Here is a 19,789-nt window from a genome sequence, read left to right as displayed (position 1 = left end):
TGTCGCTCACACCTCGATATCGAACGCGAGCGACAGCCGTTCATCGGGCTGCACGTGCAGCAGCCCTTCGCCCGTGGCCAGCGCACCCGCCGCGGCGGTCCACGGCTCCACGCAGACGAAGTCCTTCCCCTTCAGTGTCCACACCACCATCACCTTGAACTCAGGGCTCCACGACAGGTGGATGGGGCGCAGGCCCGGCCCACGCGACAGCCGCGTCTCCTGCTTCGAGTGGTCCCGCAGGTGCAGGTCCACCTCGTCCGCCGTCAAATCCAACCCGGTGAACGGCACCTCGCGCTTCGTCCGGTTGTCCCAGCCGTGCGTCGCGTCCGTCTCCACCGTTGTCACCGACTTCACCGCGTCCGGCACCCGGAAGTACGGATGGAAGCCCAGGTGCACGGGCAACGCCTCCATCCCGGGATTCTGGATGTCGAAGTCGATGGTCAGCCTCCGCCCCACGAGCGAGAACGTGAGCTGCGCATCGAACTCCCACGGATAGACACGCATCGTCTCCGCGTTGGACTTCCGCCCCAGCACCAGCAGCGAGTCCTCCGCCTGCCGCACCGCCCACTCCATCTTCCGGGCGAAGCCGTGCTGCGACAGGCTGTAGGACTGTCCATGCGCCGGATACGTGTCCCCGGGCAGCGGACCCGCGTTCGGGAACAGCACGGGGATGCCCCCGCGCACGTTCTTCGTCGGGTCCGCCACGGTGGCTTCATCGAGGTAGAGGATGTCCTCGTCCCCCACCATGAAGCTGGTGACGAGCGCGCCGCGTGAAGGGATGACCTCCACGCAGCAGTCGTCACCCTTCAGCGAGTACGTCTCCAGCCCCGCGATGCCCGGGAATGCTCGGCTCATGCGAGCCTAGATACCCCCATCGTGGGGGTCGCTGTCCATGAACGGATACGGCACCTTCGTCGGCGGGGCGAAGTTCTCCTTCACCGTCCGAGGACTCGTCCAGCGGATGAGGTTGAGCAGCGAGCCCGCCTTGTCGTTCGTCCCCGACGCGCGCGAACCACCGAAGGGCTGCTGTCCCACCACCGCGCCCGTGGGCTTGTCGTTGATGTAGATGTTGCCCGCCGCGTGCCGCAGCTCGCTCATCGCCGTGTCGATGGCCTTGCGGTCCCGCCCGAAGATGGCCCCCGTCAGCGCGTACGTCGCGCTCTGGTCCACCTCGCGCAGCGTCTCCACGTACTTCCCATCCGGGTACACGTGCACGCCGACCAGCGGCGCGAAGACCTCCTCGCGCATGATGCGGTGACGCGGGTCCTGCAACTGCACCAGCGTGGGCTTCACGAACCAGCCCTCCTTCCGGTCCGTCTCGCCACCCGCGACGATGCTCGCGTCCTTGTCCTGCTTCGCCAGCTCGATGTACGAGGAGACCTTCTTGAAGGACTTCTCGTCGATGACGGCGCCCATGAAGTTGCGGAAGTCCGTCACGTCGCCCATGCGGATGTCGCCGATGAGCCCCTGCAGCCGGGGCTTGAGCTTCGTCCACAGCGACTCGGGCACGTACACGCGGCTGGCCGCCGAGCACTTCTGGCCCTGGTACTCGTAGCCACCGCGCACGATGGCCACCGCGAGCGCCTCCACGTCGTCCGCCGCGGACGCGTGCGCCACGATGAAGTCCTTGCCGCCCGTCTCCCCCACCAGCCGGGGGTACTGCTTGTACTTGCCGATGTTCTCCCCCACCGTCTTCCACATGGTGTTGAACGTCGGCGTGGAGCCGGTGAAGTGGATGCCGCCCAGGTGGGGGCTGGCCAGCGTGGGGTTGCCCACCGTGGGCCCGTCCCCGTTGAGCATGTTGATGACGCCGTCAGGCAGGCCCGCCTCGCGCAGCAGCTCCATGAAGTACCAGGCGCTCAGCGCCGACGTGGACGACGGCTTGAACAGCACCACGTTGCCCATCAGCGCGGGCGCGGTGCACAGGTTCATCGCGATGGACGTGAAGTTGAACGGCGCCACCGCGAACACGAAGCCGTCCAGCGGACGGTAGTCCAACATGTTCCACGTCTGCGGCGAGGACTCCGGCTGGATGGCGAGAATCTGCTCGGCGAAGTGGACGTTGTAGCGCAGGAAGTCGATGGCCTCGCACGCGGCGTCAATCTCCGCCTGGTGGGCCGTCTTCGACTGACCCAGCATGGTGGACGCGTTGATGATGGGGCGGTAGCGCGTGGCGAGCAGCTCGGCTGCGCGCAGGAAGATGGCCGCGCGCGAGGAGAACGACATCCGAGCCCAGTCCTCCTTCACCGCGAGGCCCGCCTGGATGGCCTGCTCCACGTGGCTCGCGTCCGCCTCGTGCAGCGTGGCCAGCACGTGCGAGTGCCGGTGGGGCATGCGCACCGTGTCCGTCTTGCCGCTGCGCACCTGCTTGCCGCCGATGATGAGCGGGATTTCAATCTGCTCGCCGCTCATGCGCTTGAGCGTCGTCTGGAGCTCGCGGCGCTCGGGCGAACCGGGCGAGTAGGGGAGGATGGGCTCGTTGCGGGGAGCCGGGACGCGGGGGAAGGCGTTGATCACGCGAATGACCTCGGGACGGCGCGAAAAGGGCGGGGGAGCATAACCAACCGGCTCCTCCGGGGAAGCGTCGAAGCGGGCCGTCGTCTGCGCCCGGACACCCGCTGTCAACCCCTGACGCGCCCGGCTATTTCCCTCCACACCCCTCGGTCGACCCATACCCTGGGAGGGGGGCACATTGACCGGGCGACATAGCGCGCGGTTACGATGGAGGCATGCGCATCCCGCCTCCGAGCCCCGCGATGCCGCCTCCTCCCGGCCTCTCCGCCCTGGAGGACGCGCTCCGCAAGGACCTCGAGCGGCTGGAGTACCCCAAGCGCTCCTGGGTGCTCCCGCGACACACCCGTGACGGCAGGGCCGTGCTGGATGTGCTCATCATCGGCGGAGGGCAGAGCGGCCTCACCGCCGCCTTCGGGCTCTTGCGCGAGAAGGTGACGAACCTGCTCGTGGTGGACGACGGCGAGCAGGACCGCGCGGGGCCGTGGAAGACATTCGCGCGCATGCACACGCTGCGCACGCCCAAGCACCTCACCGGGCCGGACCACAACCTGCCCAACCTCAGCTTCCAGTCCTGGTTCGAGGCCCAGTATGGCGAGGCCGCCTGGACGTCGCTGGAGCGCATCCCCAAGGAGCTGTGGGCGGACTTCCTCGGCTGGTATCGGCGCACGCTGAACATCCCCGTGCGCTGCCGCTCGCGAGCAGGCGCGCTGACGTGGAGCGCGGAGGACGACTGCTTCCACGTGCCGCTGGAGGACCTGCGCACCGGCGCCACCGAGGTCCTCTTCGTGCGCAAGGTGGTGCTCGCCACTGGCATCGACGGCTCGGGGCGCTGGGAGGTCCCGGCCATCGTGGCGAACCTGCCGCGCGAGCTGTACGCGCAGACGCGCGAGGACATCGACTTCGAGGCGCTGCGTGGCCGCAAGGTGGGCGTGCTCGGCGCGGGGGCGTCCGCGTTCGACAACGCCTCCGTCGCGCTGGAGCACGGCGCGGGCGAGGTGCACCTGTTCTACCGGCGCAAGTCGCTGCCGTGCATCAACCCGTACCGCTGGGCGGAGTTCGTCGGCTTCCTCAAGCACCACGCGGACCTGCCGGACGCGGACAAGTGGCGCTTCATCCACCGCATCTTCGAGATGGGGCAACTGCCCCCAGCGGACACCTACCGTCGCGCGTGCGCTTATCCCCAGTTCCACCTGCACGCCCAGAGCCCGTGGCTGGACGCCGAAGTGGTGGATGGTCAGGCCCGCATCACCACCCCGCAGGGCCAGTACACCTTCGACAAGCTCATCGTCGGCAGCGGCACGGTGACGGACCTGTCGCTGCGGCCGGAGCTGGCGAACGTGCACGCGGACATCGCGCTCTGGAAGGACCGCTTCACGCCGCCCGAGGGCCAGTCGCACGCGGACCTGCTGCGCCACCCGTACCTGGGGCCGGGCTTCGAGCTCCAGGAGAAGCACCCGGGGCGCGCGCCGTACCTGGGCGCCATCTTCAACTACACCTTCGGGTGCCTGCTCTCGCTGGGCTTCGGCGGCGCGAGCATCTCCGGCATGAAGTACAGCCTGCCCAAGCTGACGGCGGGCGTGACGCGGCAGCTCTACCTGGATGACCGGGACGCGTTCTTCCGCTCCCTGGAATGCTTCGACGAGAGGGAATTCGAGCCATGAGCAGGGGTGAGTTCGGGCTGCGCAGTCGCCGGGTGCTGGCGGGCGGTGGGCTGCGCGAGGCGGTGGTGGTGGTGAAGGACGGCCGCGTGGAGAAGGTGGCCGGGCCCTCCGAGGCGCTCGGCGCGCTGTCGGTGACGGACGTGGGCCACCACGTGGTGATGCCCGGCGTGGTGGACTGCCACGCGCACATCAACGAGCCCGGCCGCACCGAGTGGGAGGGCTTCGAGACCGCCACGCGCGCGGCGGCGGCCGGAGGCATCACCACCGTGGTGGACATGCCGCTCAACTCGCTGCCGCCCACCACCACGCTCGAGGCGCTGAAGCTCAAGGCGGACGCGGCCCGGGGCGCGAGTCAGGTGGACCACGGCTTCTGGGGCGGCGTGATCCCCGGCAACGCGGGCGAGTTGGAGGCGCTCATCGACGCGGGCATCGCGGGCTTCAAGTGCTTCCTGTGCCCCTCCGGTGTGGATGAGTTTCCGCCCGCCGACCGCGCGGTGCTCGATGTGGCCATGCCGATTCTCGCGCGGCGCGGCGTGCCGCTCATCGTGCACGCGGAGCTGGAGTCACCGCTTCCGGAGGTTCGCGCCGAGGGGGCTCGCACCTATCGCGCGTATCTCGAGTCCCGGCCGCGCAGCTGGGAGCAGGACGCCATCCGAATGATGATGGAGCTGGCGCGAAAGCACCGCTGCCGCGTGCACATCGTGCACCTGTCCTCGGCGGACGCGTTGCCGCTGCTCATCGATGCTCGGCGCGATGGGTTGGACGTGTCGGTGGAGACGTGCCCGCACTACCTGAGCTTCACCGCCGAGGAGATCGAAGACGGCGCCACCCACTTCAAGTGCGCGCCGCCCATCCGCGAGGCGGAGAACCGCGAGCGCCTGTGGGAGGGGCTCGCGCGCGGGGACATCGAGCTGGTGGTGTCGGACCACTCGCCCTGTACGCCCGCGCTCAAGCTGTTGGAGCGCGGTGACTTCGGCGCGGCGTGGGGCGGCATCGCGTCGCTGCAGCTCAGCCTGTCCGCCGTCTGGACCGAGGCCCGCAGGCGGGGTCATGGCCTGGAGTCGCTCGTGCGCTGGATGTGCGAGGCGCCGGCCCGACTGGTGGGCCTGCGCGGCACGAAGGGCTCGCTCGTACCGGGCGCGGACGCGGACCTCGTGGTGTTCGACCCCGAGGCCACCTTCTCCGTCGAGCCGGCGCGGCTCCAGCACCGGCATCCGCTGACGCCGTACGCGGGCAGGACGCTCGCGGGCGTGGTGGAGCGTACGCTGCTGCGCGGAGAGACCATCTATGAGCGCGGGCAGCCCTTCCCGCGCCCCACGGGAAGCTGGGTGCGCCGGCCGTCCTCGGCGCGCATCGCCGCCTGAACTCATTCCATCTGGAGACACACGAAAATGCATGCACCCGAAGAGGGGAAGCTGCGCGTCGGCTTCACGGAGCTCATCGACCTGGCCGCGGAGAAGGTCGGCGGACAGGCGCTGCTGGCCAGCGATGAGTTCTTCGCCGGCAAGGAGAACCTGCTCAAGCCCGGCCGAGGCGTCTTCATCCCGGACAAGTACACCGAGCAGGGTAAGTGGATGGACGGCTGGGAGTCGCGCCGCAAGCGCGTGCCCGGCCACGACTGGTGCATCCTGAAGCTCGGCTTGCCCGGCGTGATTCGCGGCGTGGACATCGACACGAACCACTTCCTGGGCAACTTCCCCGAGTACGCCTCGGTGGACGCGCTGGAGGTGGAGGGCTCGCCGTCGCCCGAGTCGCTGGTGGACGCGGCGTGGACGCGCATCCTCCCGCAGCTCAAGCTGCAGGGCGGCACGCGCAACCTCTTCGCCATCCCCGACGAGCGGCGCTGGACGCACCTGCGCCTGAACATCTACCCGGACGGCGGCGTGGCGCGCTTCCGTGTGCACGGCGAGGTGCGGCCGGACCTGGCGCGGCTGACGCGCGAGAAGGGCGCGGTGGACCTGGCGGCGGCGGAGAACGGCGGCACGGTGGTGGCCTGCAACGACGCGTTCTTCGGCACCAAGGACAACCTCATCCTGCCGGGCCGCGCGGCCAACATGGGCGAGGGCTGGGAGACGCGCCGCAAGCGCCTGCTGCCGGGCTTCGACTGGATCGTGGTGAAGCTGGCCGTGCCCGGCACCATCGAGCGCGTGGAGGTGGACACCGCCTTCTACAAGGGCAACTTCCCGGAGAGCGCGTCACTCGAAGGTCTCTACCTGCGCGAGCCGCTGGTGGACTTCGCCAACGCGCACGACCTGGCGTGGACGGAGCTGTTGCCGCGCACGAAGCTCCAGGCGGACCACCGTCACCACTTCGAGCCCGAGCTGAAGGCGAAGGGGCCCTTCACCCACGTGCGCCTGAAAATCTTCCCCGACGGCGGAGTCAGCCGGCTGCTCATCCACGGACGTCCGGCGTGAGCGCGCTCGAGCGACTCAACACGCTGTCCACCGACGAGGCGCGCGCGGAGCTCACGCGCTGCTGCGGCGCCTCGCGCTGGGCGGAGGCGATGACGAAGGCGCGGCCCTTCCGTGATGCGGAGCACCTGTTCTCCGAGGCCTCCCAGCAGTGGAGCCGGACGGGCCCGGAGGACTGGCGCGAGGCCTTCACGCATCACCCGCGCATCGGCGACGTGGCCTCGCTGCGCGCGAAGTTCGCCGCCACCGCGAACTGGTCCTCGCAGGAGCAGGGCGGGGTGAGCAGCGCGGGCGAGGAGGTGCTCCAGGGCCTGGCCGACGGCAACAAGGCCTACGAGCAGCGCTTCGGCTTCATCTTCCTCGTGTGTGCTACGGGCAAGAGCGCTCAGGAGATGCTCGGCCTGTTGCGCGCGCGCCTGGGCAACGCCCCGGACGAGGAGCTGCGCATCGCCGCCGGTGAGCAGGCGAAGATCACCCGCATCCGATTGGAGAAGCTGCTGGCGTCATGAGCACCCTGTCCACCCATGTCCTCGACACCCACCGCGGCCTCCCGGCCTCCGGTGTTCCCATCACCCTGGAGATGCAGGGGGCGCACGGCGACTGGAAGGAACTGGCCCAGGGCGTCACCAACGACGACGGCCGCGTGCGCGACTTCCTGCCCGCGGGCGCCCGCGTGGAGCCCGGCGTCTACCGGATGTCCTTCGACACGGGCGCGTACTTCCGCTCGCTTGGGCTGAAGGGCTTCTATCCGTCGGTGTCCGTCGTCTTCGAGCTGGCGGCGCCCGACGAGCACTACCACGTGCCGCTGTTGCTCAGTCCGTTCGGCTACTCCACCTACCGGGGGAGCTGACCTCAGGCCTTGGTGACGACCTGCGCGGTGGGCGCCGTCGTCGACACGGGCGCGCTCCCGCGGCGCAGCAGCGCGTGGATTTCGGCGATGAGCAGGGCGGGCTTCACGGGCTTGACCAGATAGGCATCCGGCACGGGCAGGCTCGCGTCGCTGTCCGAGCGGGGCGCGAATCCGCTGACGAAGACGACGGGGATGTGCTGGAGCGAGGGCTCCTGCCGGAAGCGGCGGCACAGCTCGTACCCGTCCATGCCCTCCATGTTCACGTCGGACAGGAGCAGGTCCGGGGGCTGGGCCAGGGCCTTCGTCAGGCCCTCCTCGCCGCTCGACGCCACGGTGCAGTCGAAGTCCCCGGACAACAGCAGGCGCAGTGTCTCGCGCATCGTCCACGAGTTCTCGACGATGAGGACCTTGGGCTTCACGGTGCTCGGGCTCCTCCAGTGCCGTCGGCGCGCCGTGGGGCGGCGACCGTCCGAAACCACGAGCATCACCGCACCGTGCCCGCCGTCGCAAGGGGTCTGCCCCCACCCCTGGACGGAGGTACAAGGCCAGGCGGGCACGGCGAGGCCTACTCCTCGGGCGGGGGATTCGCCAGGCCTCGACGGGACACCTCCGAGTCAGGCTCCTCGTCGCCGCGCGCCTCGCGCTCGGGTACCTGCTCGTTTGTCCACTCCTCCCCGCGCCCCACGCGGGCCTCCCAGTCCGTGTCGCGCGTGGGGTCCACGTCCTCGGCGCCCCCGTCCGCGAGCCAACGACTCACCGCGCGCGCGCCCTCATCCAGCGCGTCCTCGACCTGGCCGCGATTCCTCGGCGGGAAGTCCCCGCGCGTCGGCCGCGTGTCGTTGGGTCCACGAGGAGTGCCCGCCATGTTGCACCTGCCTGGGTGTGGGTGTCGCCTGCCCGACTCAACCTCCGAAGTGCGGATGCGCGGGACAAGTGCTGGCGGATATCAGGCCGCCTGCCTGGGCGGTGGGGGGCAGGGGTTTCTTCCGTGTCGTCGGAGTGTGTCCGATACATGGAAACGTGATATTCCATCGACTTCTGGATTCTGCCGACCTTCCGGTCCCGCCTTCGTGAGCGACGAAGAGAAGACAACCGTCCTGGACGAGCGCAGCCGTCCTCCGAGCAGCACGTGGGGGGAGCGCATCCGCACGCCCGTCACCCTGCCGGGGGACGCCGCGGGCGCGCGACGCTCGTTGGAGCTCGGGATGGTGGTGACGGGGCGCTACCGGGTGGAGGGCCTGCTGGGCGAGGGCGGCATGGGCCGCATCTGGCTGGCGGAGGACCTGCACGAGCGGCGCAAGGTTGCGCTCAAGGAGATGCAGGTCCCCGCGGGGCTGACGGCGGCGAAGACGGAGGAGCTGGTGCTGATGTTCCGGCACGAGTTCTTCGCGATGAAGAAGCTGCAGCACCCCGGCACGCTGAAGGTGTTCGACTGGGGGATGACGGAGGCCGGCAACCGCTTCATCACCATGGAGGTGGTGGACGGGCAGGACTTGAGCACGCTGGCGCGAGAGTCCCCGCTGGACACGCGCACGCTGTACCGGGTGCTCATCCAGATGGCGCAGGTGCTGGCGTTCATCCACTCGCGCCTGTACGTGCACTGCGACATCAAGGCGAGCAACGTGCGCATCACCCGCTCGGGCGCGGTGAAGCTGATGGACTTCGGGGTGATGCACCAGCTGGGCACCCCGAGCCCCGGCAAGCTCAAGGGCACGCTGGAGTACCTGGCCCCCGAGTGGCAGCGCGGCGCGAGCATCGACGGACGCGCCGACCTCTACTCGCTGGGGGTGATGGCGTACTACCTGGTGACGGGGAAGCTGCCCTTCAAGCGCAACACGCCCGCGGCGCTGCTCGCCGAGCACCTGACGCGTCCGCCGCCGAAGCCGTCCTCGCTGGGGCCGGTGGACCCGCAGCTGGAGGAGATCATCCTCCTGTTGTTGGCGAAGGACCCGCGCGAGCGCTTCCAGGACGCCGGCGAGCTGATGGAGGCGTTGTGCCACGCCAGCGGCGAGCCGATGCCGGAGGAGCCGCTGTCGGCGCGCTCCAGCTACCTGCACGTGCCGGAGGTGGTGGGGCGCGCGGCGGAGCTGGAGTCGCTGATGAACGGGCTGGCCGAGGCGGACTGGGGCCAGTCGCGCGCGGTGCTGCTGGGCGCTCCGGCGGGCGTGGGCAAGACGCGGCTGCTGCAGGAGTTCGAGCTGCAGGCGAAGCTGGCGGAGCTGCCGTTCGGACGTGGGCAGTGCCGGGCGGAGGGGCAGGCGCCGCTGACGCCCATCGCGCAGGCGCTGCGCGCGCTGATTCCGCACACGCCCACGGAGGTGATGGAGCGGCTGTCTCCGAGGCTCGCGAGGCTGTTGCCCGCGATGTCGGCGGAGGGCTCGGGCGTGGCGCAGGTGCCGGGCGAGGAGAAGCTGGGGTTCTTCGGCGCGCTGGCGGAGTGGGTGCAGGGGCTGGGCAAGCGGATGACGTTCGTCCTGTGCTTCGAGGACCTGCACTGGGCGGACACCGCGTCGCTGGAGGTGCTCAACGTGCTCATCCGCGCGCTGCACGGCACGCGCGGCATGGTGGTGTGCACGTTCCGCTCGGGGGAGCTGAGCCGGCTGAGCCTGGCGTTCCAGACGGTGGACGAGAAGCTCACCTGGCGCATGGATTTGGAACCGCTGGCGGCCGAGCACGTGGGCACGCTGGTGGGGCTGGCGCTGCCGGGACTGGAGGTGCCGGAGAGCTTCGTCGCGCGGCTGCACGAGACGACGGGGGGCAACGCGTTCTTCGCCACCGAGTGTCTGCGCGCGTTGGTGGAGGAGGGCGCGCTGACGCGCGTGGGTGGGCGTTGGACGGCGGAGGAGGGGCTGGACACGCGGCCCTTGCCCGGGAGCATCCAGGCGGCGGTGCTCGAGCGTCTGTCCTCCGCGCCGGTGGAGCAGGTGTCGCTCTTGAGGCGTCTGGCGCCGGCGGGGCGCAGCCTGGAGCTGCCCATGGTGCGGGCGCTGGCGGACCTGCCGGAGTCGGAGCTGTTCGCGGTGCTGGATGGAATCGTGGAGCGGCAGTTCCTCCAGGAGGAGGAGGGTCGGTACGTCTTCACGCACGACACCGTGCACCAGGCCGTCTACGACAGCACGTCGGAGGACGAGCGGCGCGCGGCGCATGCGCGGGTGGCGCTGGCGCTGCAGACGCTCTACTCGCAGCGGCCGGACCTGACGCGCACGGTGGGGTGGCATTACCTGCGCTCGTCGGAGCCGGAGCTGGCGATTGGGCCGTTGCTCGAGGCGGGGCGCGCGGCCATGGAGGCGCAGGCGTTGCTGGAGGCGACGCTGCTCTTGAAGGAGGCCTCCACGCTGTTGGAGTCCGCGCCGGACTTCCCGGGCCGTGACCGGTTGCTGCTGCGCATCTGGGTGACGCTGGTGGAGGTGGGCTACGCGAGTGACCCGCCCAGCTCGCTGGCCTTCTCGGAGAAGCTCTTCGCGCACTGGGCGTCGACGGTGGATTTGGAGGAGGGGCGGCGGGTGGCGCTCGCGCAGCTCGACGTGGCGTGCTCGGCGCCCGAGGACGAGCGGCCGGCGCGATTGAGGGAGCTGTTCCGCGAGCGCGAGGCGGACGCGCAGGTGGCGCCCGCGGACATCTTCTGGAAGCAGGCGGAGCTGCGCATCCTCCAGGCGATGGCGTTGGCCATCGTCGGACGCACGAAGGACCTGGACGCGTTGTTGGAGCGGGTGCGGCGCGAGCAGCCGGAGGTGTCGCCGTACCGGGCCGCGACGTTGTTGGCGCCGGCGGTGCTCAGCGCGTACACGGGGCGGTCGGCGGGCGTGGTGGAGGCGCAGTTCGAGCAGCTCACGCGGCTGCGCGGGCTGCGTGAGGTGATGGGCCGGCTGCCTCGGCGCCTGGCGTGGGCGTTGGGGATGGGTGGCTACATGATGAACATGAACCTGGCGCTGCGCGGCGAGCCGCTGGATGCGCAGGCGACGCGGGATGGCTACGCGGTGGCGGAGGCCCACGGCTTCATCGATGTGCGGGCCTTCCACCTGTTCACGGTGGTGACGCGCGCGGCCTTCACGGGGGACGCGGCGGCCTTCGTGCCGGCGTTCACGGAGAAGAGTGATTTGGTGCGCCGGCTGGGCAATCCCCGGTTGATGGAGCGCAACCTGGCCATCTTCACGCCGCCTTATTACCTGGAGCGTGGCGAGCACGAGCACGTGGCGGCGGTGGTGGCGCGCGGCGAGGCGCTGGCGCGGGTGCTGCCGGAGGACCGTTGGCTGCAGTGCCACGTGCAGACGTACCAGGCGTGCCGGGACGTGTTGTTCGAGGATGCGGCGGCGGTGCGTCAGTCGCTGCCCCGTGCGCTGACGGCGGCGCGCGAGAGTGGCCTCCGGATGGAGACGTTGCTGCGCGTCTACCAGTCGCGCTTCGAGCGCGAGCAGGGGCATCTGGAGGCGGCGCGCGAGGCGGCGCAGACGGCGCTGTCGCGGTCGATGGACCCGGTGCTGGCGAATCCCTGGGACGAGGTGCTGGCGCGCAGGGCGATGGCCGCGCTGCTGCCGGGCGAGGATGGACTGACGCACCTCAAGCGCGCGCTCGCGCTGGCGGAGCTGACGGGCAACGTGCTGCAAGTGGGGCACGTGCGCCTGGCGCTCGCGGAGCGGGCGATGACGATGGAGGCGGCGGTGGCGGAGTTGACGGCGGCGGAGATGGCCTTCACCGAGGCGCGTGCCTCCAATCTGCTGGCTCAGGCGACGTCGCTGCGAGGTGCGCTCCAGCGCAGCGCGGAGTCCCGACGAAGTGCTTGAGCCGGCTCGCGTGAAGTGACCGCATCACGTACGCAACGCTCCTGCCTGCTGGCTCAGGCGGCGTCGCTGCGAGGTGCGCTCCAGCGCAGCGCGGAGTCCCGACGGAGCGCTTGAGACGACTTGCGTGAGGTGGCCGCATCACGGACGGAACGCTCCATCAAAGCGCGGGGCCTCAACGGAGTGCTCGAAGTCTCGCGGAGGTCACGTGACGTGCCGCACCTCCGACTGAGTACGGTGCGCCCTGTCAAAGCGCGGAGCCTCGACGGAGTGCTCGAAGCCTCGCGGAGGTCACGTGACGTGCCGCACCTCCGGAGGAGTACGGCGCGCCTTGGCAAGGCGAGAAGCCTCGGATTGCTCGACGCATCGCGCAGGCCACGTGAAGTGCCGCGTCTCCTCCGACGGAGTATGGCCCCGGCAACATGTGGAGGCTCAGTGGAGTGTTCGAGGCGCCGCTTGCGGGCTCATGCCTGTGTCGTGACGAAGTGAGGCGAGCGATGCGAGGAGCCGTCGTAAGCAGCGCTCCTCCGCGGCGGCCCATGAGGGGACGCTGTGCGTGTGCCGCGCGGCGCGGGGGCCTTCCTCGCATGACCGAAAGGTGCGCCGCCTCACGTCACGCACAGGTGTCACCGCGAACGGCCCGCGCGGGGAGGGTAGAGTGCGCGGCATGGTCCCCCCGCCCCTGCGCTTCTGTTTCGACTATCTCTCTCCCTATGCCTACCTCGCGTGGACGCGCATGCCCGCCATCGCCGCGCGCCACGGCCGCGTGCTGGAGCCCGTCCCCGTGCTGCTCGCGGGCGTGCTCAACGCCACCGGCAACATCGGCCCCGCGGAGGTCCCCGCCAAGCGCGGCTACATCTTCAAGCACACCTACCGCATCGCCCATGAGCTGGGCGTGCCCTTCGGCCCTCCGCCCTCGCACCCGTTCGTCCCGCTGCTCTCCTTGCGCGTGACGGCCGCCGTGGATGACCTGGAGGCCCGCGCCCGGCTGGTGTCGGCCCTCTACGCGGAGGCCTGGGGCGGAGGGAAGGGCGTGGAGACGCCCGAGCAGGTCTCCGTGGCCCTGCGCGCCGCGGGCCTCGACGCCCCCGCGCTGCTCGAGGCCGCCGGCCGTCAGGACATCAAGGACCGCCTGCGCCGCAACACCGAGGAGGCCGTCGCCTCGGGCGCGTTCGGCGTGCCCACCGTCTTCGTGGGCGACGAGCTGTTCTTCGGCGTCGACTCGCTGGGCCACCTGGAGCGCTTCCTCGAGGGCAAGGACCCGCTGCAGGGCGTGGACCTGGAGCGCTGGCGCTCCCTGCCGGCGACCGCGTCCCGCCGCTGAATCGCCGCGGTGCGAAAGCACCTGGAGTTTGCGCTAGGGTGCCCCGCTGGCCGAAGCCCCTGGGGGCGGGCCACGTCTCCAGGTGCTCACCGAATGAACGTCCTCGCCGAGCTGGGCATCGTCGTCGCGGGTCTCGTCCTCGCCATCGTCCTCCTGGCGCTCAACTTCTGGCGCGCCGTGCTGTTCCTCTTCCCCCACCGCGTCCGCGTGGAGCCCGAGGCCCCCGCGGACCAGATGGACCTGCCCCTGGAGCTGGCGCAGGTCTCCATCCACCTGCAGGCCCTGGGCTTCGTGGCGCTCGGCAGCCACGAGGAGAAGCCGCCACTCCAGAAGGCCACGCGCTCCTACGACTGGGCCCACCCCACCGAGCGCGCCTTCGCCACCGTGTACCAGACGGCGGACGGGGAACCCCGCCTCTACTTCCTCACCCCCCTGGCCCCGGAAGGCTTCGTCATCACCGCCGGTTATCGCCGGCCCGCCCTGGACGTGCCCGGCGTCTACCGCAGCGGTTCACTGGCGGACGCTCCGCCCGACCGGCTGCTGCGCGCCCACCTGCGCCGCATGGAGGGCCTGACGCCCGCCGGGGACTTCTCGTGGGAAGGTCGGGTGGAGGCCGGACGTTCCTGGTATCGCGGGCTCGGCCGGAAGGAGATACGCCGGCAGAACCTGCAAGGTCTGTTGTGGACGGTGATGGCGCTTGCCATCGTCGCCAGCGCCTTCCTGGGACGGCGCGCGGCCTGAAACCCCGCCAGAACACTCACTGCGCGCGTGCACCGCGCGCCCCTTGGGAGTAGGTAGACGAGCACCATGAAGAGCGTGTCCAAGACCGAGGAAATCTTCTTTCTTTCCGGCAAGCGCACCCCGTTCGGCACCTATGGCGGCAGCCTGAAGGACCTGAGCGCCACCGACCTGGCCGTGGAGTCCGCGAAGGCCGCTTTCGCCCAGTCGAAGGTGTCTCCGGAGCTGGTGCAGCACGTCGTGTACGGCAACGTGGTGCAGACGAGCGCGGATGCCATCTACCTGCCCCGTCACGTGGGCCTGAAGACGGGCGTGCCCGTCCCCGTGCCGGCCCTGGGCGTCAACCGCCTGTGCGGCTCCGGCTTCCAGGCGTTCGTCACCGCGGCGGAGCTGATGCTCACCGGGCAGGCGAGCTGCGTGCTGGCCGGCGGCACCGAGTCCATGAGCCAGGCGCCCCACGTCATCCGCGGCGCCCGCTGGGGCCTGCCCTTGGGCAAGGGCAGCCTGGAGGACATGCTCTGGACGGCGCTGACGGACAGCTACACCGGCCAGCCCATGGCGCTCACCGCCGAGCAGCTCGCGGTGGACTACGCGCTCACCCAGGACCAGGTGGACGAGTACGCGGTGCTCACGCAGAAGCGCTTCGCCGCCGCGCAGGAGGCGGGCCGCTTCCAGGACGAAATCGCGCCCGTCACCCTCAAGGGCAAGAAGGGCGACGTCATCGTCTCCAAGGACGAGCACAACCGCCCGGAGACGACGGTGGAGGGCCTGCGCAAGCTGCCCAAGGTCTTCAAGAAGGACGGCGTGGTGCACGCGGGCGCGGCCAGCGGCATCTGCGACGGCGCCGGCAGCATGGTGATGGCGACGGGCAGCTTCGTGGAGAAGCACGGCCTGAAGCCCATCGCCCGGCTGGTGAACTGGGGCGTGTCCGGGTGTGACCCGAAGGTGATGGGCATCGGCCCGGCGCCCGCCATCCGCCAGCTGCTCGAGCGCGCGCAGGCGAAGCTTTCCGACGTGGACCTGTTCGAGGTGAACGAGGCCTTCGCGCCCCAGTACCTGGCGGTGGAGAAGGAGCTGGGGCTGCCGCGCGAGCGCACCAACGTCAACGGCGGCGCCATCGCCGTGGGCCACCCGCTGGGCGCGTCCGGCGCGCGCATCACCACGACGCTCGTCTATGAGCTCAAGCGTCGCGGTGGACGCTATGGTATCGGCTCCGCCTGCATCGGGGGCGGCCAGGGCATCGCCGTGTTGGTCGAGGCGCTCTGATGCCCGAACACGACTTCCAACCGGGACGCGAGATGACGAACGAGGTGGATGCGAAGACGGCCCGCGAGCGGGCCAAGGCCATCGCCGAGCAGCGTCGGGCCGAGCGCCGCAACCGCAAGCGCAAGTGTGTCGTGTGCGGCGTGGAGGAGAGCGACAAGACGCCCCTCACCGCCCACCCGGAGGGCATCGGCCCCGCCTGCAAGGACGAGGTCTCCTGTCAGAACCGTCGGGCCGCCGCCGCCCGCCCGTGACGCACGCGGGCCTCGCGTGGGCGTCCACCCGCGCGAGGTCCTGGCCCGCAGGAGGGCCCGGGATGTCCGCTGCGTGACGGTGGGCGCCTTGGCGCCAGGGAGGGGCCGGGGTGGGGCCACCAGGACCGCTCAAGGCCGGTAAATCGGGCCCGTTTCTTGATAGCGGAATCGTCTCGGGGTAAACGTCCAGAATCTCAGCTTGAGACGAGGGTCGGAATGGGCGTTACGAGCTTCACGGGAGTCAAGGTGTTCTCCACCACGCTCGCGCGTGATCGCGAGAACATGGGTGAGAACATCACCAAGTGGCTCAAGGAGAATCTGGTCAACATCGAGGTGGTGGACAAGGTGGTGACCCAGTCCTCGGACAAGGAGTTCCACTGTCTGACCATCACGATTTTCTACCGCGCGAAGTCGGCCTGATTCGGCGGTTCGCGACGCTGGACGTCGACGTACGAGGGCGCTCTCCCGGGACCGGGTGGGGCGCCCTTCGTCGTTTGGGGTTGCGAAGCAGGCGGGGTTCCACCACCTTTGGTCGACTTGTCGAGCCCGTAGTGGAGGAATGAATGCGACCGATGCGCAGCTTCGGCGGCCGGGGTGGCGGTGGTGGGGTCCCCGGCCTGGAGACCACGGCGTCCAAGCTGGCGGTGGGCCTGGTGGCGGGCTCCGTGCTCTTCCTGGTGCTGCGCTACCAGGGCGCGGGCAACAGCGTGCTCCTGCTGCTGTCGCCGAACACCGTCTTCAACAACTTCTTCCTCTGGCAGCCCTTCACCTACGCCTTCATCGAGAGCGAGCCGTTCAGCATCCTCTTCGGCGCGCTGCTCCTGTGGTCCATCGGCGGGTGGCTGGAGAGCTACTGGGGCGCGAAGCGGCTCGTGATGGTGGCGGTGGGCTGCACGGCGCTCGCCGGCTACGTGCTGGGCGTGGTGGGGCTCTTCATGCCGCTGCCCGCGGGCTACCAGGGCGGCTGGGTGATGGGCTCGGTGCTGTGGGTCGCCTACGGCCTGGTCATCGGCAAGGGGCAGACGAACTTCTGGGGCATCCCCCTGTCGGGCAACGCCTTCGCCGGCATCGGCGCGGGCTTCGTGGTGCTGCGCGTGCTGACGGCGGGCTTCCTGAGCCAGCTGCCGCACGTCGTCGCGCTGGTGCTGGTGTTCGCCTACGTCAAGGGCGCCAGCCCCAAGCGCTTCATGCTGCAGCTGCAGCACTGGCGGCTGCAGCGTCAGCTGAAGGACCGCTCCAAGCACCTGCACGTGGTGGGCAAGAACAAGGACAAGCCGGACCGCGACCAGTACCTGAACTGAGCCGCGGCGTCAGTGGGCCGCCTCCGGGTGGCCGTACTGCTTGAGCTTGCGGTAGAGCGTGGCCACGCCGATGTCGAGCTGCTCGGCGGTGCGTGAGCGGTTGCCCGCGTTCTGCGCCAGCACCGCGAGGATGTACTCCTTCTCCATGTCCTCGAGCCTGCGCGGGTTGCCGCTGGGCACCAGGCTCGGCGGCGCGGCCCGCACCTCCTCCGGCAGGTCCTCGCGCTCCACGCGGCTTCCCTCGCACAGGGCCACCGCGCGCTCCAGGGCGTTGCCCAGCTCGCGCACGTTGCCGGGCCACTCGTAGCGCAGGAGCTGGTCGGCGGCGTCCGGTGACAGGCCCGACACCTTGCGGCCCAGTCGCTCCGCGGCCTCGGCGAGCAACAGCCGGGCCAGGGGCAGGATGTCCTCGCGCCGCTCGCGCAAGGGCGGGATGCGCAGCTCGATGACGCGCAGGCGGTAGTAGAGGTCCTGGCGGAAGCGGCCAGCCTTCACCTCTTCGCTCAGCTCGCGGTTGGTGGCGGCCACCACGCGCACGTCCACCTTGCGGCTGGTGTTCTCTCCCACGCGCCGCACCTCCTTCTCCTGCAGCGCGCGCAAGAGCTTGGCCTGCATGGAGGCCGGCACCTCGCCCACTTCATCCAGGAAGAGGGTGCCACCGTGCGCGGCCTCGAAGAGGCCCGGCCTGTCGTGCGTCGCGCCGGTGAAGGCGCCCTTCACGTGGCCGAACAGCTCGCTCTCCAGCAGGCTCTCGGTGACGGCGGCGCAGTTGACGGCGACGAAGGCCTTGTGCGCGCGCGTGGACTCGTCGTGGATGAGGCGGGCGATGCGCTCCTTGCCCACGCCGCTCTCACCGGTGACGAGCACCGTGGAGTCCACCTTCGCCGCGCGGCGCCCCAGGTTGATGACCCGCTGCATGGCCTCCGCGCGCGCCACCATGCCGGCCGGGTCCTCCGTCACGCCCGCGCGCGCGAGCGACTGGCGCTTGGCGCGCAGCTTGCGCTCCGCCTGCTTCAGCGCGTCCGTCACCTGCGCGAGCACGCCCTCCATGCACTGCGTCTCATAGAAGCGCAGCACCTCCTTGCACTCGGTGCTCCACTCCTCCGACGGGCGGCCGACGATGTGGCACGCCGCGTCCCCCTGGCCCACGCAGCGCATCTCCGTGCAGTAGATTTCGCGGCCGTTGACGTAGCTCATGTAGCCGGACGCGAAGCCGGTGAGGCTCCAGCACACCGGGTGGTCCGCGCGGCCCAGGTGCAACAGGTGCTGCTCGGCCTCGTACGAGTCGCGCCACTGCGCCTCGGCGAAGGGCTCCGGGCCCTCCTCGGGCTTGCGCTCCACCTTCTCCACCCGCACCTGGCCCTGCAGCGTGTGCAGCCGCCCGCCCGCGCGGCGCCACAAGGACTCGTCCGTCCAGGGCACCGCCCCCTTCATCGCCTCCGCCGTGCGCCAGCCGTGCGCGTAGCCCAGCCGCGTGAAGATGCCCCGCGCGGCCGTCATCCCCATCAGGTTCACCAGCTCCTTGCGCAGCAACCCCAACGCCACCGGGTCCATGAGCAGCACCCGCTGCCCCGCGAAGTGGATGAGCCCGCCCCCCGGTTCGAAGGACAAGAGCTCGCCCAGCCCCAGCTCGAATTGACCCGCCACGGTGTCCCGCTCCTTCCAAAGTGATGCCTCTCTCTATCGTTTTGAGATGTTTCCTGCACGACAGGTTGCGGGGTGGGAGTCATTTCAGGGGGTTGGAATCCCGGGGACGTTGGTCCTGGGGTTGCAGTAGAAGGCGCCATCATGGGAGGCGGCTTGGACAGGCGAGGAGTGCTGCAGGGCATGGCGGCGGCCGGGGTGGCGGGCGCGCTGGGCACGGGCTCGGCGAGCGGCCAGGCGAAGGCCCCTGCGCTCTTCGTCTCCCACGGCTCGCCGATGGTGGCGCTGGACACGGACGCGTACCCGCGAGCGCTCAAGGGCTTCGGCGAGGGCGTGTCGACGGCGAAGGCGCTCGTCGTCGTCTCCGCGCACTGGGAGACGCCCGGCGAGGTGCGCGTCACCGCCAGCGAGCGGCCGCCGCTCGTCTATGACTTCTACGGTTTTCCGAACGCGCTGTACCAGCTGCGCTACGCGGTGCCGGGCGCGCCCGCGCTGGCCTCGGAGGTGGTGGGCCGGCTGAAGTCCGCGGGCCTGAAGGCCGTCGCGGATGGCGAGCGCGGGCTGGACCACGGCGCGTGGGTACCGCTGCTTCACACGTTTCCACGCGCGACGTTGCCGGTGGTGCAGGTGTCGATGCCGCTGGGCGCGAGCGCGGCGGACATCGCGCGGATGGGCGAGGTGCTGCGGCCGCTGCGTCAGGAAGGCGTGCTGCTGATGGGCAGTGGTGGCATCGTCCACAACCTGCGCCGGGTGAATTTCCATCAGAAGGACGCGTCCCCGGAGCCGTGGGCGCAGTCGTTCGACACGTGGGTCGCGCAGAAGCTGGAGGCGCGCGACTTCACGGGGCTTCAATCATGGTTGGATGCACCGAATGCGACGCTCGCGCATCCAAGGGCCGAGCATTTGTTGCCGCTGTACTTCGTCCTCGGAGCCGCCCTCGCCGAAGACCGCATCACCCCCGTGTTCGAGGGCTTCCATCACGGAACTTTGTCCATGCGCAGCTTCGCGCTGCGCGCCTGAACCCGCAGTTCATCATTCGAGGAGCACACCC

Annotated in this window: 18 protein-coding genes; 13 read left to right on the top strand and 5 right to left on the bottom strand. The window is 70.1% G+C overall.

Annotated elements, in window-relative coordinates:
- Nucleotides 1-6: 6 nt before the first annotated feature.
- Together LXT21_RS24930 and pruA are read right to left on the bottom strand one after the other, a co-directional pair.
- Nucleotides 7-855 (bottom strand): aldose epimerase family protein, encoded by an 849-nt coding sequence (locus tag LXT21_RS24930; protein WP_254040679.1) that lies wholly within the window; start codon nucleotides 853-855, stop codon nucleotides 7-9.
- 6 nt (nucleotides 856-861) lie between these two features.
- On the bottom strand, nucleotides 862-2,517 hold the full coding sequence (pruA, locus tag LXT21_RS24925; RefSeq protein ID WP_254040678.1) for an L-glutamate gamma-semialdehyde dehydrogenase: 1,656 nt from the start codon (nucleotides 2,515-2,517) through the stop codon (nucleotides 862-864).
- 212 nt (nucleotides 2,518-2,729) lie between these two features.
- Here pruA and LXT21_RS24920 point away from each other — a divergent pair, with 212 nt between their 5' ends.
- From LXT21_RS24920 to uraH, 5 genes are read left to right on the top strand one after another with little or no spacing between them, the layout of a single operon-like run.
- Nucleotides 2,730-4,175: an FAD/NAD(P)-binding protein gene (locus LXT21_RS24920; RefSeq protein WP_254040677.1), complete on the top strand. Its 1,446-nt coding sequence runs from the start codon at nucleotides 2,730-2,732 to the stop codon at nucleotides 4,173-4,175.
- Complete coding sequence (gene allB / locus LXT21_RS24915; RefSeq protein ID WP_254040676.1) at nucleotides 4,172-5,539, top strand: allantoinase AllB; 1,368 nt, start codon at nucleotides 4,172-4,174, stop codon at nucleotides 5,537-5,539. The genes LXT21_RS24920 and allB overlap by 4 nt, the downstream gene beginning before the upstream one ends.
- Nucleotides 5,540-5,566: 27 nt before the next feature.
- Nucleotides 5,567-6,589 (top strand): allantoicase, encoded by a 1,023-nt coding sequence (gene alc / locus LXT21_RS24910; RefSeq protein ID WP_254040675.1) that lies wholly within the window; start codon nucleotides 5,567-5,569, stop codon nucleotides 6,587-6,589.
- Nucleotides 6,586-7,095, top strand: a complete 510-nt coding sequence (uraD, locus tag LXT21_RS24905; RefSeq protein WP_254040674.1) for a 2-oxo-4-hydroxy-4-carboxy-5-ureidoimidazoline decarboxylase — start codon at nucleotides 6,586-6,588, stop codon at nucleotides 7,093-7,095. Before alc ends, uraD begins: the two co-directional genes overlap by 4 nt.
- Entirely contained in the window at nucleotides 7,092-7,436 is a 345-nt protein-coding gene (gene uraH, locus LXT21_RS24900; RefSeq protein ID WP_254040673.1) for a hydroxyisourate hydrolase, read from the top strand. Before uraD ends, uraH begins: the two co-directional genes overlap by 4 nt.
- A gap of 2 nt (nucleotides 7,437-7,438) precedes the next feature.
- On the opposite strand, the gene LXT21_RS24895 is transcribed toward uraH, so the two are convergent.
- Entirely contained in the window at nucleotides 7,439-7,855 is a 417-nt protein-coding gene (locus LXT21_RS24895) for a response regulator (protein WP_254040672.1), read from the bottom strand.
- A 146-nt stretch (nucleotides 7,856-8,001) separates the two neighbouring features.
- Nucleotides 8,002-8,301, bottom strand: coding sequence for a hypothetical protein (locus LXT21_RS24890; protein WP_254040671.1), 300 nt, complete (start codon nucleotides 8,299-8,301; stop codon nucleotides 8,002-8,004).
- Between the two features lie 340 nt (nucleotides 8,302-8,641).
- On the opposite strand from LXT21_RS24890, the gene LXT21_RS24885 reads away from it, so the two are divergent.
- The 7 genes from LXT21_RS24885 to LXT21_RS24855 all read left to right on the top strand — a co-directional run bounded on the left by LXT21_RS24885 (nucleotide 8,642) and on the right by LXT21_RS24855 (nucleotide 17,094).
- Entirely contained in the window at nucleotides 8,642-12,217 is a 3,576-nt protein-coding gene (locus LXT21_RS24885) for a protein kinase domain-containing protein (protein WP_254040868.1), read from the top strand.
- 664 nt (nucleotides 12,218-12,881) lie between these two features.
- Nucleotides 12,882-13,538, top strand: a complete 657-nt coding sequence (locus LXT21_RS24880; protein ID WP_254040670.1) for a 2-hydroxychromene-2-carboxylate isomerase — start codon at nucleotides 12,882-12,884, stop codon at nucleotides 13,536-13,538.
- 93 nt (nucleotides 13,539-13,631) lie between these two features.
- Nucleotides 13,632-14,279 (top strand): hypothetical protein, encoded by a 648-nt coding sequence (locus LXT21_RS24875; RefSeq protein WP_254040669.1) that lies wholly within the window; start codon nucleotides 13,632-13,634, stop codon nucleotides 14,277-14,279.
- Nucleotides 14,280-14,345: 66 nt separating this feature from the next.
- Nucleotides 14,346-15,542, top strand: coding sequence for an acetyl-CoA C-acetyltransferase (locus tag LXT21_RS24870; RefSeq protein ID WP_254040668.1), 1,197 nt, complete (start codon nucleotides 14,346-14,348; stop codon nucleotides 15,540-15,542).
- A gap of 32 nt (nucleotides 15,543-15,574) precedes the next feature.
- Complete coding sequence (locus LXT21_RS24865) at nucleotides 15,575-15,793, top strand: hypothetical protein (RefSeq protein WP_254040867.1); 219 nt, start codon at nucleotides 15,575-15,577, stop codon at nucleotides 15,791-15,793.
- A gap of 216 nt (nucleotides 15,794-16,009) precedes the next feature.
- On the top strand, nucleotides 16,010-16,213 hold the full coding sequence (locus LXT21_RS24860; RefSeq protein ID WP_254040667.1) for a hypothetical protein: 204 nt from the start codon (nucleotides 16,010-16,012) through the stop codon (nucleotides 16,211-16,213).
- A 143-nt stretch (nucleotides 16,214-16,356) separates the two neighbouring features.
- Nucleotides 16,357-17,094, top strand: a complete 738-nt coding sequence (locus LXT21_RS24855) for a DUF1751 domain-containing protein (protein ID WP_254040666.1) — start codon at nucleotides 16,357-16,359, stop codon at nucleotides 17,092-17,094.
- Between the two features lie 9 nt (nucleotides 17,095-17,103).
- On the opposite strand, the gene LXT21_RS24850 is transcribed toward LXT21_RS24855, so the two are convergent.
- Complete coding sequence (locus LXT21_RS24850) at nucleotides 17,104-18,741, bottom strand: sigma 54-interacting transcriptional regulator (protein ID WP_254040665.1); 1,638 nt, start codon at nucleotides 18,739-18,741, stop codon at nucleotides 17,104-17,106.
- A gap of 141 nt (nucleotides 18,742-18,882) precedes the next feature.
- Here LXT21_RS24850 and LXT21_RS24845 point away from each other — a divergent pair, with 141 nt between their 5' ends.
- Nucleotides 18,883-19,758 (top strand): dioxygenase family protein, encoded by an 876-nt coding sequence (locus LXT21_RS24845; protein WP_254040664.1) that lies wholly within the window; start codon nucleotides 18,883-18,885, stop codon nucleotides 19,756-19,758.
- Nucleotides 19,759-19,789: the final 31 nt, after the last annotated feature.

The sequence above is a fragment of the Myxococcus guangdongensis genome, assembly GCF_024198255.1.
Lineage (GTDB): Bacteria > Myxococcota > Myxococcia > Myxococcales > Myxococcaceae > Myxococcus > Myxococcus guangdongensis.
Note: the sequence above shows the minus strand (reverse complement) of the source record. Positions and strands in the feature narration are given on the sequence as shown.